18 protein-coding genes are annotated in these 16412 nt (G+C 67.8%); 10 read left to right on the forward strand and 8 right to left on the reverse strand.

The window, feature by feature from the left end; all coding sequences use genetic code 11:
- Positions 1-8: 8 nt before the first annotated feature.
- The 3 genes from AC07OX_RS01330 to AC07OX_RS01340 form a co-directional block, all read right to left on the reverse strand.
- A complete protein-coding gene (locus AC07OX_RS01330; RefSeq protein ID WP_070060780.1) occupies positions 9-686 on the reverse strand; it encodes a response regulator in 678 nt (225 codons plus the stop codon).
- 120 nt (positions 687-806) lie between these two features.
- On the reverse strand, positions 807-1205 hold the full coding sequence (locus AC07OX_RS01335) for a helix-turn-helix domain-containing protein (RefSeq protein ID WP_495262537.1): 399 nt from the start codon (positions 1203-1205) through the stop codon (positions 807-809).
- A 73-nt stretch (positions 1206-1278) separates the two neighbouring features.
- On the reverse strand, positions 1279-1431 hold the full coding sequence (locus tag AC07OX_RS01340) for a hypothetical protein (RefSeq protein ID WP_495262538.1): 153 nt from the start codon (positions 1429-1431) through the stop codon (positions 1279-1281).
- A gap of 172 nt (positions 1432-1603) precedes the next feature.
- Between AC07OX_RS01340 and AC07OX_RS01345 the strand changes: the two genes are divergently transcribed.
- Together AC07OX_RS01345 and AC07OX_RS01350 are read left to right on the forward strand one after the other, a co-directional pair.
- A complete protein-coding gene (locus AC07OX_RS01345; RefSeq protein WP_495263366.1) occupies positions 1604-1882 on the forward strand; it encodes a hypothetical protein in 279 nt (92 codons plus the stop codon).
- 29 nt (positions 1883-1911) lie between these two features.
- Positions 1912-4944, forward strand: coding sequence for an ATP-binding protein (locus AC07OX_RS01350; RefSeq protein ID WP_495262539.1), 3033 nt, complete (start codon positions 1912-1914; stop codon positions 4942-4944).
- Positions 4945-4951: 7 nt separating this feature from the next.
- Here AC07OX_RS01350 and AC07OX_RS01355 read toward each other — a convergent pair whose 3' ends face one another.
- The gene (locus AC07OX_RS01355) at positions 4952-6190 is read right to left on the reverse strand and encodes an EAL domain-containing response regulator (RefSeq protein ID WP_495262540.1); all 1239 of its coding nucleotides are present in this window, start codon (positions 6188-6190) and stop codon (positions 4952-4954) included.
- Between the two features lie 228 nt (positions 6191-6418).
- Between AC07OX_RS01355 and AC07OX_RS01360 the strand changes: the two genes are divergently transcribed.
- Together AC07OX_RS01360 and AC07OX_RS01365 are read left to right on the forward strand one after the other, a co-directional pair.
- Positions 6419-6784, forward strand: coding sequence for a hypothetical protein (locus AC07OX_RS01360; protein ID WP_070060782.1), 366 nt, complete (start codon positions 6419-6421; stop codon positions 6782-6784).
- 103 nt (positions 6785-6887) lie between these two features.
- A complete protein-coding gene (locus AC07OX_RS01365; protein WP_070060783.1) occupies positions 6888-7277 on the forward strand; it encodes a response regulator in 390 nt (129 codons plus the stop codon).
- 104 nt (positions 7278-7381) lie between these two features.
- Here the strand turns inward: AC07OX_RS01365 and AC07OX_RS01370 are convergent, their stop codons facing one another.
- From AC07OX_RS01370 to AC07OX_RS01385, 4 genes are all read right to left on the reverse strand, one after another.
- On the reverse strand, positions 7382-8587 hold the full coding sequence (locus AC07OX_RS01370; RefSeq protein WP_062470234.1) for a branched-chain amino acid ABC transporter substrate-binding protein: 1206 nt from the start codon (positions 8585-8587) through the stop codon (positions 7382-7384).
- Positions 8588-8723: 136 nt separating this feature from the next.
- On the reverse strand, positions 8724-9152 hold the full coding sequence (locus AC07OX_RS01375; protein ID WP_139701649.1) for a hypothetical protein: 429 nt from the start codon (positions 9150-9152) through the stop codon (positions 8724-8726).
- Complete coding sequence (locus AC07OX_RS01380; protein ID WP_095948627.1) at positions 9152-9595, reverse strand: DNA polymerase III subunit chi; 444 nt, start codon at positions 9593-9595, stop codon at positions 9152-9154. Before AC07OX_RS01380 ends, AC07OX_RS01375 begins: the two co-directional genes overlap by 1 nt.
- Positions 9592-11151, reverse strand: a complete 1560-nt coding sequence (locus AC07OX_RS01385; RefSeq protein ID WP_495262541.1) for a leucyl aminopeptidase — start codon at positions 11149-11151, stop codon at positions 9592-9594. The genes AC07OX_RS01380 and AC07OX_RS01385 overlap by 4 nt, the downstream gene beginning before the upstream one ends.
- A gap of 21 nt (positions 11152-11172) precedes the next feature.
- Between AC07OX_RS01385 and lptF the strand changes: the two genes are divergently transcribed.
- The 6 genes from lptF (at position 11173) to AC07OX_RS01415 (ending at position 16410) form a co-directional block, all read left to right on the forward strand.
- Positions 11173-12318, forward strand: coding sequence for an LPS export ABC transporter permease LptF (gene lptF / locus AC07OX_RS01390; RefSeq protein WP_062470224.1), 1146 nt, complete (start codon positions 11173-11175; stop codon positions 12316-12318).
- Positions 12315-13421, forward strand: a complete 1107-nt coding sequence (lptG, locus tag AC07OX_RS01395; protein WP_062470221.1) for an LPS export ABC transporter permease LptG — start codon at positions 12315-12317, stop codon at positions 13419-13421. Before lptF ends, lptG begins: the two co-directional genes overlap by 4 nt.
- Positions 13418-13789, forward strand: coding sequence for a sirohydrochlorin chelatase (locus AC07OX_RS01400; protein WP_307588461.1), 372 nt, complete (start codon positions 13418-13420; stop codon positions 13787-13789). Before lptG ends, AC07OX_RS01400 begins: the two co-directional genes overlap by 4 nt.
- Before the next feature lie 63 nt (positions 13790-13852).
- Positions 13853-14794: a CysB family HTH-type transcriptional regulator gene (locus AC07OX_RS01405; protein WP_062470216.1), complete on the forward strand. Its 942-nt coding sequence runs from the start codon at positions 13853-13855 to the stop codon at positions 14792-14794.
- Between the two features lie 31 nt (positions 14795-14825).
- Positions 14826-16007 carry a pyridoxal phosphate-dependent aminotransferase gene (locus AC07OX_RS01410; RefSeq protein ID WP_095745413.1) on the forward strand — a complete coding sequence of 394 codons (1182 nt, stop codon included), beginning with the start codon at positions 14826-14828 and terminating at the stop codon, positions 16005-16007.
- Positions 16008-16035: 28 nt separating this feature from the next.
- Positions 16036-16410, forward strand: a complete 375-nt coding sequence (locus AC07OX_RS01415) for a rard protein (RefSeq protein WP_495262542.1) — start codon at positions 16036-16038, stop codon at positions 16408-16410.
- Positions 16411-16412: the final 2 nt, after the last annotated feature.

A 16412-nucleotide genomic window follows, 5' to 3' on the forward strand; every position in this document is an offset into this window, starting at 1 on the left:
CACGCGGGTCAGCCTTGCGGCGCGCCCGTCACCGTGGCCGTCAGGCCGTTTTCGAGCGCGTAGCGCAGCAGGTCGACATCGCGCTCGATGCCCAGCTTTTCCATCGCCTTGGTCTTTTGCGTGCTGATGGTCTTCTTGCTGCGGTGCAGCTGCTCGGCGATCTCGTTGATCGTGAGCCCCGACGCATACAGCCGCACCACCTCCGACTCGCGCTGGCTCAGCACGCCCGCGGCGTTGCGGCTGCGCACCTCCCAATCGATGGAGCGCACCACGGCGTCCATGGTCGGCGAGTAGTACGTGCCGCCGGTGCGGGCGGCGTGGATGGCGGGGATGAGGTGCGCCACCGCATCCGACTTGCTCACGATGCAGCGGATGCCACTGGACACCAGCGAGTGCAGCACCGCCGGGTTGTCGAGCATGGTCATCACCACGATCTGCGTGTCGGGAAAGCGCCGCTTCACCAGCTTGAACAGCGGCACGCCGTCGCCGAACTCGCCGGCCGGCATCGCGTAGTCGGACACCAGCACGTCGCAGGGCGTGGTCTCCAGCAGCGCCATGAGCCCGGTCGAGTTGGCCGCCTCGCCCACCAGCGTGAGGGTCTCGACCGACGCCAGCTCGTGCCGGACCCCGGCCAGCATGCCGGGATGGTCGTCGGCCAGAACGACGCGGATTTCGAAGCGGTCCATTGCCATTGTTTTTTCCCTTTCGCTTGCCGGCGTGGCCGGCGGACGAGGGTCCGGGCGCTGCGCCGGGGCATCTTACCCGCCGGTCCTGCGCGGGCGGGCCGCGTCGCGCAGGTGAAAGGCTCAGGCCGTTTCGGTGGGAGGCGCCGCGGCAGCGGGCTGCGAAGCGCGCGCGCCCGAGGCCGACAGCATGTCGCCCGGGAAGGCCTGCGCGATGGCCTGGAGTGCTGCATGCGCGGCTTTCTTGCCGGCGTCGTCCGAGGTCCGGTAGGCGCGCAGCAGCGACACCTCCTCGCGGCTCACCGACAGGTCTTCGGTGCAGGTGGGCATGCCGGTCACGACATAGAGCACGTCGATGCCGATGACGGCCATGGTGGCCAGGTAGGCCGCGTCGGGATGGCGCGCGCCCTTTTCGAAAGCCTCCTGCACTGACGCATCGACGCCGCCGAGCACCGCGAAGGCGGCGGCGCTCAGACCGAGCCTGGTGCGCTCCATGGACAGGCGGTGTCCGATCATCCGCATGAGCGCGCTCCCCATGAAGGGTCGAGGCCCCATCCGCCTGCGATCTTGATCAAGGCCAAATGCGACCGCCTGCTCAAAAGAAATTGTCGGTCCGGGCCATGACCGATGGCTTATTTGCCAGCACCAAAGCGCCGAACAACGCGCTTCGCCGCGTGCAGCCGGTTGCCTGCATTCGCTTGCCACGCAGGAATTCCCACGATTTCTTGATCCACAAGATATTCATCATCGATGGCCTCTAAAAAATATTCAATCCAGCGCCCTTGCACAGATGCCAAAGAGGCGACAAAGGTAATTTTTCAATCCTATGTTTTCAGCCTCGAAAATCCAATCGGACCCGTCTGAAAATTGCTCGCACGGTGCCTGCCTATTGGCAGTTCGTCGTGAGGATTGCGCGGCCATTGGCCCTGCCGCTCTTCACTGTCGAATTGCAGGGCAGCCTTGCCAACCCAGCGATCTGTTCGCAGGAGATCGAATCCACCCGAACAGATGATTTATTTCTCATCGACACCTATGACTGCAAAATACAGATGGAAATTTCAGAAGCCCTCGCTCATCGGCTCAGCCGAATCCTGAAAAATAAAAGCCTGCATAGGACTTGTCCTATAAACAGAAGCACTCCTGGAATTCATGGAAATCCACGCGCAATTCGCCCTACCATTCCTGTCGATTGTTTTTAATTCGCGTCTTTTCTGCTATTTTTTCCGCCATGTCTCCGCCCGCCCTCCCCGCCAGCGCCCACCCTGCCCCGACACCTTCCCGGCAGGCCCAGGAGCTGGACCTGCTGCGCCGCTACCAGCACGCCCTGCTCTATGGCGGCGGCGCGCTGCTGTCGCTGCTGATCGTGCTGGCCGCGGGGCTCGTGCTGTACAACGCCGCCGCCAATGCGCTCGCGAACCTGCGCACCACGCTGGCCGCGCACAGCGCGCAGATGCAGCTCGACATCGAGGAAAAGCAGGCGGCGATGCGCCGCGGCGTGGTGAATGCCGAGCTGCTCTGGAACAGCCAGACACCGCCGGCCGCCGGCACGCTGGAGGCCTTCGTGCGCGACGGGGGCCACGTGGTCCTGCAGGCCGGGGCGCACCTGACGCCGGCCATCGCCGCGGTCGACACCGCCCGCACCCACGACCTGCATGAATTCGCGCCCTACCTGGGCATGCTCGAGATGCAGGCCTACAGCGTCACCGCCGTCGCACAGCTGCGCAATTCGCCGCTAGGCGCCTACGCCTACACCCCCGACCACCGCCTGCTCACGCTGATGCCCGCGCCCGAAGGCGGTCTGCAGGGCGCGCTGGCTCGCACCGGCCTGCCAGACACCGCCGCGCTCATCGCGCGCCTGAGCTACGACATCGGCGATCTCGCCGGCAACCCGGCCCTCGCCGCGCAGTGGCGCACGCAGCGGCGCGTGGCCTGGCAGCCGCCGGCGCCTGACCTGCTCGCACCGGGGGCCTCGCCCTTCAAGCTGGTGCAGCCCGGCTTCGACGCCCAGGGCCGCCCGTTCATGGTGTTCGTGAGCAACTTGCCCTCGAACGTGCTGCAGGACCGCCTGCGCCACACGCCGCAAGACACGGCCGCCCTGCTGGTGGACGCGCAGGGCCAGGTGCTGCTCTCGGCCGACCGCACGGGCGACGCCATCGACGGCGGCGCGCTGATGGCCACCGCGCTGGCCCACAGCCTGCGCCAAGCCGGCCCCGCGCTGCCGCGCGAAACCTACCGCGCGGGCGTGTTCAGCCTCTCGACGCCGCTGGCCGGCACCGGCTGGTCGCTGGTGTACGCGTACTCGTGGCGCACGGTCTTCGCCACGCTGAAGCCGCAGCTGCTGCGCTACGGCGGCGCCACGCTGGTGGTGCTGGGCGCACTCTGGGGCCTGCTGCTGCTCTTCAGGCGCAAGCTGCTGGAGCCCGCCTACCGCCGCTCGCAGCGGGTGTTCGAGAGCGAGCAGCTCAACCGCGCGATCATCGCCACCTCGTCGTTCGGCGTCTGCCTCATCGCGCTCGACGACGAGCGCGTGCTGCTGCAGAACACCCTGATGGAACACTACGCGGCGGCCACCGCACCGCCCGAGCCGCTGCACCGCCAGATGGCCGCGCTCTACCGCGAACGCGCCCAGGGCGGCACGTTGCATGACGCCGGCATGCCGCTGGCGCTGAAGAACGGCCAGGCCTGCGAGCTGCTGCTGCAATGCACGCGCACGCGCTACCAGGGCGCGGACGCCCTGCTGTGCAGCTTTGCCGACACCACCGAGCGCAACGAACTCGACAAGAAGCGCGAAGAAGCCCGCGAGGCGGCCGAAGCGGCCAACCGCGCCAAGTCGGTGTTCATCGCCACCATGAGCCACGAGATCCGCACGCCGCTGAATGCGGTGCTGGGCAACCTCGAGCTGCTCGGCCAGGGCGCGCCGCCCGAGGTGCAGGCCCGGCGCCTGCAGTCGGTGCGCCAGGCCTCGCGCACCCTGCTCGAGATCGTCAACAACATCCTCGACCTGTCGAAGATGGAATCGGGCCACCTCAAGCTCGAAACCACGCGCGTGGCGCTGCCCGAGATCGTGCAGGCTTGCGCGCAGATGTTCGAGCCCTCGGCGCACGCCAAGGGACTGCGGCTGGACTGCGTGGTGCACCCGGGCCTGGCCGCCGGCTACGAAGGCGACCCGACGCGCATCCGCCAGATCGTCGTCAACCTGCTGAGCAACGCGATCAAGTTCACGGCCGCGGGCACGGTGACGATGGAGGTCGGGCCGCTGTCGCCGGGACAGGCCTCGCCGGTGGCGATCCGCGTGACCGACACCGGCATGGGCGTGCCGCCCGAGCAGATTCCGCAGCTGTTCGACATCTACATGCAGGCCTCGCCCTCGACCGCGCGCGAGTTCGGCGGCTCGGGGCTGGGGCTGTCGATCTGCCAGCGCCTGGCGCGCAAGATGGGCGGCACGATCGCCGTGCGCAGCCAGCCGGGCGCGGGCTCGTGCTTCACGGTGAGCTTGCCGCTGGTGGCGCTGGCGCCCGAGGTCGTCGCGCCGCCGGACACCAACGCTGCCCACGCCGCCCTGCCCTTGCGTCCCGTGCGCCTGCTGGTCGTGGACGACCATCCGGCCAACCGCGCGCTCATCAGCGACCAGCTCGACGCGCTTGGCGTCGCCGCCGACGTGGCGCCCGACGGCGAGGCCGCGCTGGCCCTGTTCGCCACGCAGCGCTACGACCTCGTGCTGACCGACCTGAACATGCCCGGCATGGACGGCTACACGCTGGCCCGGCGGCTGCGCGAGCGCATGCCGTCGATCCCGCTCGTCGCCATCACGGCGCACCTGGAACAGGAGGGCTACCAGCAATGCTCGCTGGCGGGTTTCGCGGGGGTGCTGCTCAAGCCGGTGCTGTTGCCGGCACTGGAGCAGGCGATCCTCAAGACGCTGGGCGCGGCCGCGCCGTCACGGGTGGCCAGCGCTCCGGTCGCGCCTGCGCAAGCGCCGCACGCGCCCCTGAACGCGCGCCTGCACGACGCGATGGTCTCGTCGCTGGCGTCTTCCGCGCAGCAGGTCCGCGAGGCCCTGGCGACCGGCGACCGGCGCGTCATCGGCGACGAGTTGCATGCGGTGCGCGGCGCCTTCGCCATGATCGGCGAGCCGGCCATCGCCGCGATGTGCGGCCGGCTCAGCGTCCTGGTGAAGCAGGAAGCGATGGCGGTGATCGCCCCCGATTGGACGGAACTGCAGGCAGCCGCCGAAGCGGTGCTGTCACGGCGCGCCGCCTGAGCGCGCCTCAACCCGCGTCGGGGTTGTGCGGCGCCTGCGGGCGCCCCGCCGCATACCGCAGCAGCGCCGTGTACTGCACGAAGGCCGACTCGGCCATCGGCGCGGCGTGCTGCGCGCCCTGCGTGAAGTGGCACCCGAGACTGCGGGCCAACGCGAGGTCACGCTCGCCGTCGACGCCCTTCACGAGCAGCGTCGCGTGCTGTTCGCGTGCCATGGCGATCACGCTCGCCAGGATGTGGCAGGCATGCGGGTTCTCGCGCGCCTGTGCCAATTGGCGCGCGTCGATCTGGAGCTCGCTGAACGGCACCTTGAACCAGCGGCTCAGGGTCGAGTCGCCCTGGCCGAAACGGTCGATGGCGCAGTGGAACCCGCGCAGCCGCAGGTGCGCGACCGCGCCGGCCAGCACCTCGTTGCAGCGCGCGCCGCCGTCTTCGGCGATCTCCAGCACGAGCTGGTCGGGGGCGATGCCGGCGCGTTCGGCCTGTTCGGCCACGCCCTGCGCCCAGGACACCGAGGCGGCCACCGACGCGGGCACGCGCACGCCCAGGCGCAGGCCGTGGTCCTTGTGCATGTAGCCGAGCAGTTCGAAGGCGCACTCGAGCATGCGCTGCACCAGCGCCTCGTGCAGGCCGGCCTGCGCAATGGCCGGCAGGAAGTCGGCCGCGGGCAGCCAGGTGTCGTCGGGCCGGTACCAGCCCGGCTGCAGCTCGGCGCCACGCAGCACGCCCGTGCGCGCGCAGTGCCGGGGCTGGAAGTGGGCGGTGATCTGGCGCGTGGCCAGCGCCTCGCGCAGAACCTCGGCCGTGAAGGCCGGTGCATCGGTTGTTGCCGGCGCCATGCCGCGCCGCAGCTCGGCCCGGTGGCGCCGTCCGCGTGCCATCGTCTGCGCCGCCGATGCCATCGATACCATGGTGCGCGGCTTGGCGATGGCCGAGAGCACACGCGCGCCACGGGCCCGGGCATAGTCTTCTGCGGCCTGCAGGATGCGCGGCGGCTGGGCGCTCATGAGCACCAGCGCGGCGGGGCTGCCGGCCTCGACCACCGCGTCGATCATCTGCAGGCCCGTCACCTCGGGCGTGTCGATGTCCACCACCAGCAGGTCGTGGCGCCGGTGCTGTACTGCCTCGACAAAGCCATGGCCGCTGCGCGTGAGGTCCACGCGGGGAATGCCGGCGTGGCGCATGAAGGTGGCCAGCGCGAGGCCGGTGCGTTCGACCTGGTCGATCACGAGTGCGTGTCTGATCATGGCGAGCCTTGGAGGGGGAAGAGGATGTTCTGCATCTTCCCGGGGGCGGCAAGAATCCCCCATCGGCCCAGTCCCAAACTCGCGGCCGATTCCGTAGGACTTCGGCTGAACGCTGTTGCCACGCAGCAACTGTTGCCAATCCTGAGCAAGGCCGCATCTGGCGGTACGATGCGCGGAATCGAATCGACCGACATTCCACCCCACTTCGCCTGCCGCAAAGGAGCCTCGATGGCCGGACCTTCCCCCACCTTGACGCGCGGCACCACCTCGCTGGACAAGACCCTGAAAAAGAGCGAACAGGTGGCCGCCGATGTGCAGCGCGCCTCGGACAACCTCGCCGTCGTGAGCACCGTGCTGGAACAGGAACTGCCGGACGAGGTCCAGGTCGGCGAGGTGGCGCAGGCCATCGAGCACACCAGCCAGCTCGAGGAAAAACTCGCCCAGTCGGCCGAGAAACTGGCTGAAGTGAATGCGGCGCTGAGCGAGGAAATCGAGAAGCGCCTCGAAGTGACCGCCGAGCGCGACGAGAGCCAGGCGCTGGCCGAGCAGCTCAAGGCGCGCATCCGCACCCAGGCGACGTCGGACAAGCGCTGATCGCCGTTGTTTCCGCACGGTTTGCGTGCGTCGTTCTCCCTTCTCCTACGCGGAGACCGCTTGCGCCACGCTACGCTATTGGTTCACACATCAAAACCGCGGCATGGCCCTCATCACGTTCCTCGTCGAGGACAACAAGACCATCAGGGACAACCTGGTCCCGGCCCTCGAGGACCTCGTCAACGGCCATGTCGTCGGCTATGCCGAAACCGAATCGGGCGCCCTCGCCTGGCTCGCCGCCCACCCCGATGCCTGGCAGTTGCTCATCGTCGACCTGTTCCTCAAGGAAGGCTCGGGCCTGGGCGTGCTGTCGGGCTGCCGCGAGCGCGGCCCGCACCAGCGCGTCGTGGTGCTGAGCAACTACGTCACCCCCGACATCCGCACGCGCTGCCAGGCACTGGGCGCCGACGCGGTGTTCGACAAGTCGCGCGACCTGGACGCCTTCATCGAGTACTGCAACGCCGACCGTCCCTCGGGCATGGCCGCGCTCTGAAGGCAGGCCCGCGCCACGGCGGCGCGCACCCCTGAATGAAAAAAGGGCCCGAAGGCCCTTTTTTCATGGAACGACCCAGTGAAGGGTCGTTGGCTGCAATGCGATCAGCGCACCACGGCGATCTGCGTGCGCACGCCACCCTTGTAGGTGAAGAGCGTCAGGGCGCCGTTCTTGATGTCGCCCTTTTCGTCGAAGGCGATCGGGCCGGTCACGCCCTTGTATTGCACCTTGCCGACTTCAGCCAGGTACTTTTCCGGGTCGGACGAGCCGGCCTTGGCCATGGCTTCGGCCAGCACGTTGACCGCGTCGTACACGTACGGTGCGTAGATCTGCACTTCGACGCCGTTCTTGGTCTTGAACTTGGCCTTGAAGTCTTCCAGCGGCTGCTTGAAGTCGCCGTCGACACCGCCGGCTTCGGCGCAGACCACCATGTCTTCACCGATGGCGTCGCCTGCCAGCTTCGGCAGTTCGCCGGTGCACAGGCCGTCGCCGCCCATGAACTTGACGTTCAGGCCGAGCTGCTTGACCTGCTTGAGCATCGGGCCGCCCACGGCGTCCATGCCGCCGAAGAACAGCACGTCGGGCTTGGCAGCCTTCAGCTTGGTCAGGATGGCGTTGAAGTCGGTCGACTTGTCGGTCGTGAACTCGTGGCCCACGATGGTCGCGCCGGCAGCCTTGGCAGCCTTCTCGAACTCTTCGGCAACGCCCTGGCCGTAGGCCGTGCGGTCGTCGATCACGGCAATGTTCTTGCCCTTGAGCGTTTCGACGGCGTACTTGCCGAGCGTGCCGCCCAGCTGCGTGTCGTCAGCCACCACGCGGAACGTGGTCTTGAAGCCCTGGCGGGTGTACTTGGGGTTGGTGGCCGACGGCGAGACCTGCGGAATGCCGGCGTCGCTGTACAGCTTGGAAGCGGGGATCGTGGTGCCCGAGTTCAGGTGACCGACGATGCCGTTGACCTTTTCATCGACCAGCTTCTGGGCGACGGCGGTGCCTTGCTTCGGATCGCCAGCGTCGTCTTCGGGAACCAGCACGAACTTGGCAACCTTGTCGCCGATCTTGAAGCCCTTTGCATTCAGGTCTTCGATGGCCATCTTGGCACCGAGCTCGTTGTCCTTGCCGAGGTGGGCAATGGGACCGCTGGTCGGGCCGACGTGGCCGATCTTGACGACCAGGGCATCAGCAGGAGGCGCAGCAGGGGCCGGAGCCGCAGCCGTGGGTGCCGGTGCCGCCGGAGCAGCAGCTTCTTCCTTCTTGCCGCAAGCCACGAGCGTGAGTGCAGCCAGTGCGACCGCAGTCCATTTCAATTGCATGAGAACCTCCAGAACTTGGATGAAAAGATATAAAAACCGGTCGTTCGATCCGGGCGTTCAGACCTCGCAAGTTTCGCGCCGCAGACCAGCGGCACCCTCACGCCATTCCGACCTGCGGCGCAGTTTAGCCGAGGATTTATGCGCCGGAAGTTGGCGTAGACCCTGTGTTTTCCCCTGTGTTTTCACAGAGTTCAGCGGCCATGGATTCGATGACGAGCGCGCGCAGCACGGCCTCGATTTCGCCGCGCAGACGCGGCACCATTTCGTCGAGCTGATGCTGAACGGCAGCTGACACGGCGTCGCTCAATCGCTCCTCCAGCGACAGGTCGACGCGCTGCAGCACGCGGTGCAGCAATTGCTCTTCGAGGCTGACGATTTCGGCCGGCGTGAGCGACACCGACGGCGGCAACGCCACGGCGCTCGCAGGGTCCGGCGGCGGGGGCTGCGACACCGGCGCACCCGTGGGTCGCACCGTCTCGGCGACCGGCACGGGCTCGGCCGGGATCTCGAGCACGGTCGTCAGCGTCGGGACGAACCGGGGTGGCGTGCGCAGCGTGCTGGCCATCAGGAAGCGCTCCTTGCGAAATCGTGCGGCTGGATCGTGTAGCCCCGGTCGGCGTAGTGGCGCCAGCGGGTGCGGCCGACCTGCCGGTCGTTGGCCTCGTCGCTCACGATGTCGATCATGCGTTCGAAGCGTTCGAAGCCGGCCGGCACCTCCAGGCCCAGGTTGACCAGCATCTCGCGGTGCGGCAGCGAGGCTGCGTCCGAACCTTCGGCGCACAGGATCACGGGCGAGCGCGCCACCACATGGGCCGGCGCATCGGCGCGGCAGTGCGCGACGAAGTCGACCGGCGACAGCTGCCAGAGCGCGGCATCGACCGTGTCGAGCGCGCGCGCATCGCCCACCACCACCACGCGCAGGCCGCGTGTGTTCACGGCCTTGCGAACCAGCCGGCAAGCGTAGGTGAGCTTGTCGGGCGCGTTGTAGTGAAAGCCGATGTCGGTCACTGCGCGGACCGGGCCTTTCGGGCCGGCTTGGCCGGGGTCTTGGGCGACGCGGCCTTCTTCACAGGCTTGGCAGCCTTCCCTGCCTTCGGCGCGGCGGCAGCGGCGTTGCTGCTGCCCGCCCGATTCGTCAGGTACGACACCAGCAGGCCGACGGGCCGGCCGGTCGAGCCCTTGGCCGCCCCGCTCTTCCAGGCCGTGCCTGCGATGTCCAGGTGCGCCCAGGCGTAGTCGGCCGTGAAGCGCTGCAAAAACTTGGCCGCGGTGATCGCGCCGCCGGCACGCCCGGCGATGTTGGCCACGTCGGCGAAGTTGCTCTTGAGGCCTTCGGCGTAGTCGTCGTCCAGCGGCAGGCGCCAGCAGCGGTCCTGCGAGGCCTCGCCGGCCGATTCGAGCGCGGAGGCCAGCGACTCGTCGCTGGCGAACAGGCCGCTGCGCACGCCGCCCAGAGCCACCACGCAGGCGCCTGTGAGCGTCGCGATGTCGATCACGGCGGCCGGGTCGAAGCGCTTGGCGTACGTGAGCGCGTCGCACAGGATCAGCCGGCCTTCGGCGTCGGTGTTCAGGATCTCGATGGTCTGCCCGCTCATGCTGGTGACCACGTCGCCGGGCTTGACGGCCTTGCCGTCGTTCATGTTCTCGCACGAAGGAATCAGGCCGACCACGTTGATCGCCGGCTGGATCGCGCCCAGCGCGCGGAAGGTGCCGAGCACGCTGGCCGCGCCGCACATGTCGAACTTCATCTCGTCCATCTCGGCCGCGGGCTTGAGCGAAACGCCGCCGGTGTCGAAGGTGATGCCCTTGCCCACGAGCACCACGGGGGCCTCGTCCTTGGCGCCGCCCTGGTAGCGCAGCACGATGAAGCGCAGCGGTTCGGCCGAGCCCTGGGCCACGGCGGCGAACGCGCCCATGCCGAGCTTCTCGACTTCCTTCGGGCCCAGCACTTCGCACTTGATGCGCGGCAGCTTCGCCAACCCCTTGGCGGCTTCGGCCAGCAGCGTGGGCGTGGCGTGGTTGGCGGGACGGTTGCCCCATTCCTTGGCCAGCTCGATGCCGGCGACCGTGGCGCGGGCGTCGTCGAAGGCCTTGGCGACGGCGGGGCTGGCGGCCTCGGACACGCCCAGCGTCAGGTGGCGGATGCTGCGCGGCTCGGCCTTCGACTTGGTCGTGGTGTAGACATAGCTGGCATCGGCCGCGGCCGTGACGGCGGCGGCCACCGCGGCGGCGTCGGCCGGCTGCGCGAAGACGATCACGACGCGCTTGGGGCCGTTGGCCTTGGCGGCGGCAACCGCCGCGCTCACGGCGCTGCGCACCGAGGCGGCCTTGCCGTCGCCGATGGCGGCCAGCAACACGCGCGAGGGCACCACGGTCTCGGGGCGGTACAGCGCGAGCAGCTTGCCGGCCTTGTCAGGCAGGTCGCCGGCCTTGCGGGCGCTGGCGGCGAGCACGGAAACGGGGTCTTTGGCGGTGGGGAGAGCGCTGCCGACGAGCACGATGAGGAGGTCGGATTTCTCGGCGGCGGCCTGGGCGACGGTGAGGGTCTTGAGTTGAAAGTCCATAATCCTTTTTTTCCTCGAACGATGTTATTCCATTCTTCCCTACGCAAGGAGCTGTCGCGCAGCTTCGGAGCGACCCTCGTCGTCCTGGTCACCATCGTGATGACCATGATGCTCATCCGTACGCTCGGGCTGGCGTCCAAGGGCAGCGTGAACCCGCAGGAGGTCTTCCTCGTGATGGCGTACACGGTGCTCGGCTACATGCCGACCATCCTGAGCCTGAGCCTGTTCATCGCCATCGTCGGCACGCTCTCGCGCATGTACCGCGACAGCGAAATGGTGATCTGGTTCTCCAGCGGGCGCGGCCTGGCCGATTTCGTCCAGCCGCTGTTCCGCTTCGCCTGGCCTGTGCTGCTGCTCATCGCCGCCATGGCGCTGGTGGGCTGGCCCTGGGCCAACTCGCAGACCATCGGCATGCGCCAGCAGTACGAGCAGCGCAGCGACATCGAGCGCGTCACGCCGGGTGAGTTCCGCGAGTCCTCGGGCCGGCTGCGCGTGTTCTTCATTGACAAGGACACGCCCGACGGCGCCACCGCCACCAATGTGTTCATCTGGGCCGTCGAGCGCGGCCTGCAGATCACCACCTCGGCGCGCAGCGGCCGCATCGAGGACATCGACAACCACCGCTTCCTGCTGCTGAGCAACGGCCAGCGCCTGGAGCGCCCGCTGTTCACGGAATCGGGCCTGAAGATCAGCGAGTTCAAGACCTACGGCACGCGCGCCGGCGGCAGCTCGAACGCCACCGGCGACAGCACGCCCACGCGCGCGCGCTCCACGCTCTCGCTGCTGCGCGACCGCAGCGATGCCAGCCTGGGCGAGCTGGGCTGGCGCTTCGGCATGCTGCTGGCCGCCATCAACTTCGTGCTGCTGGCGTTGACGGTGTCCAGCGTCAACCCGCGCGTGGGGCGCAGCGGCAACCTGGTGTTTGCGCTGTTCGCCTTCGTCGTCTACTACAACCTGCTGAACCTGGGCCAGAGCTGGATCAGCTCGGGCCGCTACGGCATGGGCTCCTTCATGCTGCTGCTGCACGGCGGCGTCTTCCTCTTCGCCACGGCCTGGCTCACGCTGCGCAACAACAACTGGTCGGCCCGCCGCCAGGCCCGCGCCAGCGCCGCCACGGCCGGCGCCCTGCCGGCCGTACCGCCTTCCCGGATCGACCCGACCTCGTGAAAACCATCCGCCGACTGATCTACGTCGAGGCACTGAAGGCCGTGGCCTTCGTGACGCTCGGCTTCCTGAGCCTGTTCTTCTTCTTCGACTTCGTCGACGAGCTGCAGTCCGTGGGCAAGCCCGAAAGCCTGGCCTATGGCCCGGTGCAGGCGCTGATCTACGTGCTGCTGCTGGTGCCCAGCCACCTGTACGAACTGCTGCCGATCACGGTGCTGATCGGCTGCATCTTCGTGATGGCGCGGCTGGCGCAAAGCTCCGAATACACCATCCTGCGCACCAGCGGCCTGGGCCCGTGGCGCGCGCTGCGCACGCTGCTGCTGCTGGGGCTGGGCTTCGTCGTGCTCACCTTTGCCATCGGCGACTACATCGCGCCGCTGTCTGGACGCACCGGCCAGCTGCTCAAGTCGCGCTACCAGGGCACCTATTCGCTGGTGGGCAACACCGGCGCCTGGCTGAAGGAAAAGCGCGGCGATACCTCGTATGCGGTCAATGTGCTGTCGATTTCGCGCGACGGCTCGCTGCAGAACACGCGCATCTTCGAGTTCGACGGCAACGGCTACGTGAGCAAGCAGCTCATGGCCAAGTCGGCCCGCATCCTCGACGAGAAGTGGGTGCTCTCCGAGGTCGAGCAGCAGGACTACGAAACCCGCACCGCCGACAAGGCCCGCATCACGACCACCCATGTCGAGAAGATGGACTGGCCCACCTCGCTCACCGCCGAAATGGTGTCGGTTGCGCTGCTGCGGCCCGATCGCATGAGCACCATCGACCTGTTCGACTACATCCGGCACCTGAACGCCAACGGCCAGACCGCGCAGCGCTACGAGATCGAGTTCTGGCGCAAGGTGTTCTATCCACTCTCGTGCCTGGTGATGGTGGTGCTCGCCCTGCCCTTCGCCTACCTGCACTTCCGCCAGGCCGGCATCACGACCTACGTGTTCGGCGGCGTGATGATCGGCATCAGCTTCTTCCTGCTGAACAACGTGTTCGGCTACCTGGGCAACCTGAGCAACTGGTCGCCCTGGCTCACGGCGGCCGCGCCGGGGCTGATCTATTCGGTGCTGTCTCTCACAGCCTTCAGCTGGCTGGTCCTGAGGCGATGACCACGCAGGTGCCGGGCACGGTGCTGCTCGCGCACGGCTCGCGCGACGCGCGCTGGCGCGAGCCCATCGAGGCGGTCGCCGCCCGCATGCGCGAAGACGACCCCACGGTGCGGGTCAGTTGCGCCTACATGGAACTGGCCGCGCCCGACCTGCCCACGGCCGCCGCCGCGCTGATCGCCGACGGCGCCACCGCGGTGCATGTGGTGCCGCTGTTCCTGGGCATGGGCAAGCACGCCCGCGAAGACCTGCCGCTGCAGCTCGACGCCTTGCGCCAGCGCTGGCCCGACGTGGCCTTCTCGCTGGCCCCGATCGTGGGCGAATCGCCCGAACTGGTCGCTTTGCTGGCCCGGATTGCCATCAAATCCTGAACTCCCGGTCATTTTTATAGACTTCAAAGGCATAATGAATTCCGCAATCAGACGGAATTTGATATGAATCTGCACCAGTTCAAGTTTGTTCAGGAAGCCGTGCGGCGCAACCTGAACCTCACCGAGGCGGCCAAGGCGCTCCACACCTCGCAGCCCGGCGTCTCCAAGGCGATCATCGAACTCGAGGAAGAGCTCGGCGTCGAGATCTTCGCCCGCCACGGCAAGCGCCTGAAGCGCATCACCGAACCCGGCCAGCACGTCATCGCCAGCATCGAACTCATCATGCGCGAGGTGGGCAACCTCAAGCGCATCGGCGAACAGTTCAGTGCGCAGGACAGCGGCACCCTCTCCATCGCCACCACCCACACCCAGGCGCGCTATGTGCTGCCGGTGCCCGTGGCCAACCTGCGCGAGGCCTACCCGAAGGTCAACGTGAGCCTGCACCAGGGCTCGCCCGACCAGGTGGCGCGCATGGTGATCGACGAGATCGCCGAGATCGGCATCGCCACCGAATCGCTCGACGGCTATGCCGAGCTGGTCACGCTGCCCTGCTACGAATGGCAGCACGTGCTGGTGCTGCCCAAGGACCATCCGCTGGCGGCCAAGGAACGCGTGTCGCTCGAAGACCTCGCGAGCGAGCCGATCATCACGTACCACCCGTCGTTCACCGGCCGCACGCGCATCGACCATGCGTTTGCGCAGAAGAAGCTCACGCCGCGCATCGCACTCGAGGCCATCGATTCCGACGTGATCAAGACCTACGTGCGCCTGGGCCTCGGCGTCGGCATCGTGGCCGAGATGGCCGTGCGCGACGAGTCGAACGCCGACCTCGTGGTGCGCCCGATGGGCCACGTGTTCGGCCAGAACATCGCGCGCGTTGCCTTCAAGCGCAGCGCCTACCTGCGCAACTTCGTCTTCAAGTTCGCCGAGCTGCTCTCCGACCGCCTCGACCGCAACCTGATCGCGAAGGCCCTCAGCGGCCACCAACAAGACTACGAACTCTGACCTTTCGCTTTTTCCCCCGCGACGACCGACCATGAGCACCGCCACCCCTTCGTCTTCTCCCCGCACGCCCGAGATCACCACCAAGCTGCCGGCTGTCGGCACCACCATCTTCACCGTGATGTCCACGCTCGCGGCCGAGAAGAACGCCGTGAACCTCGGCCAGGGCTTCCCCGATTTCCACTGCGATCCGAAGCTGCTCGAAGACGTGACCGCCGCCATGGCGGCCGGCCACAACCAGTACCCGCCGATGCCGGGCATTCCGTCGCTGCGCGACGCCATCGCCGCCAAGATCGAGGCGCTCTACGGCCGCAGCTACAGCGCCGCAACCGAGATCACGGTCACGGCCGGCGCCACGCAGGCGATCATCACGGCCATCCTGGCCATCGTGCGCCCCGGCGACGAAGTGATCGTTCTGGAGCCCTGCTACGACAGCTACGTGCCCAACATCGACCTGGCCGGCGGCAAGGTCGTGCGCGTGCCGCTCGTGCCCGGCACCTTCCGCCCCGACTTCGACAAGATCGCCGCCGCGCTCACGCCGAAGACGCGCGCGATCATCATCAACACGCCGCACAACCCGAGCGCCACGGTCTGGACCGAGGCCGAGATGCGCCAGCTCGAAGACCTGCTCGCGCCCACCGACGTGTTCGTGATCAGCGACGAGGTCTACGAACACATGGTGTTCGACGACGCACGCCATGAAAGCGTGGCGCGCTTCCCCGGCCTGGCGGCGCGCAGCTTCATTGTCAGCAGCTTCGGCAAGACCTACCACGTCACCGGCTGGAAGGTCGGCTTCGTGGCCGCGCCCGCGCCGCTGATGGCCGAGTTTCGCAAGGTGCACCAGTTCAACGTGTTCACGGTGAACACGCCGATGCAGCACGCGCTCGCGCAGTACATGGCGCGGCCCGAGCCCTACCTGGAGCTGCCGGCCTTCTACCAGCGCAAGCGCGACCTGTTCGCGGCCGGCCTGGCCGAGAAGACCCGCTTCAAGCTGCTGCGCAGCGAAGGTAGCTACTTCCAGTGCGTGGACATCTCGGCCGTGAGCGACCTGTCGGAGGCCGACTTCTGCCTCTGGCTCACGCGCGAGATCGGCGTGGCGGCGATTCCGCTGTCGGCCTTCTACGGCGACGGCTTCGACCAGCGCGTGGTGCGCTTCTGCTTCGCCAAGAAGGACGAGACGCTGCTCGCCGCGCTCGACCGCCTCGCGAAGCTCTGACGCCAGCGGCCACGCTCCGGGGGCAGCGATGACGATGAACCGGCCGCGCTGGATCCTGCTGGCCCTGGCCCTCTCGTTCCTCGTGGTGGGCATCGCCGACGCGTTCCTGCCGCCGCTGCGCGGCAAGGACTACACCGCGCTGGACGTGGCGCATGTGTTCCTCATCTCGGCGCTGTGCTACACGTGGTGCAGGGCCGACGGCCTCGCGCGCGGCGTGCCCGCGCCTGGTCGCTCGGCGCTGCTCGCAGGCATCTTTCCGCTGCTGGGCATTCCGGTCTATCTCTTTCGCACGCGCCCCTGGCGACGGGCCCTGCTGGCCACGCTGGGGGCCGCGGGCTTCCTGGTGTCGAGCCTGGTGCTGGCTGCGGTGGGCACCTTGTCGGTCGAGTGGATGCGCAACTGAAA

The organism is Variovorax sp. GW821-FHT09D07 (assembly GCF_059416345.1).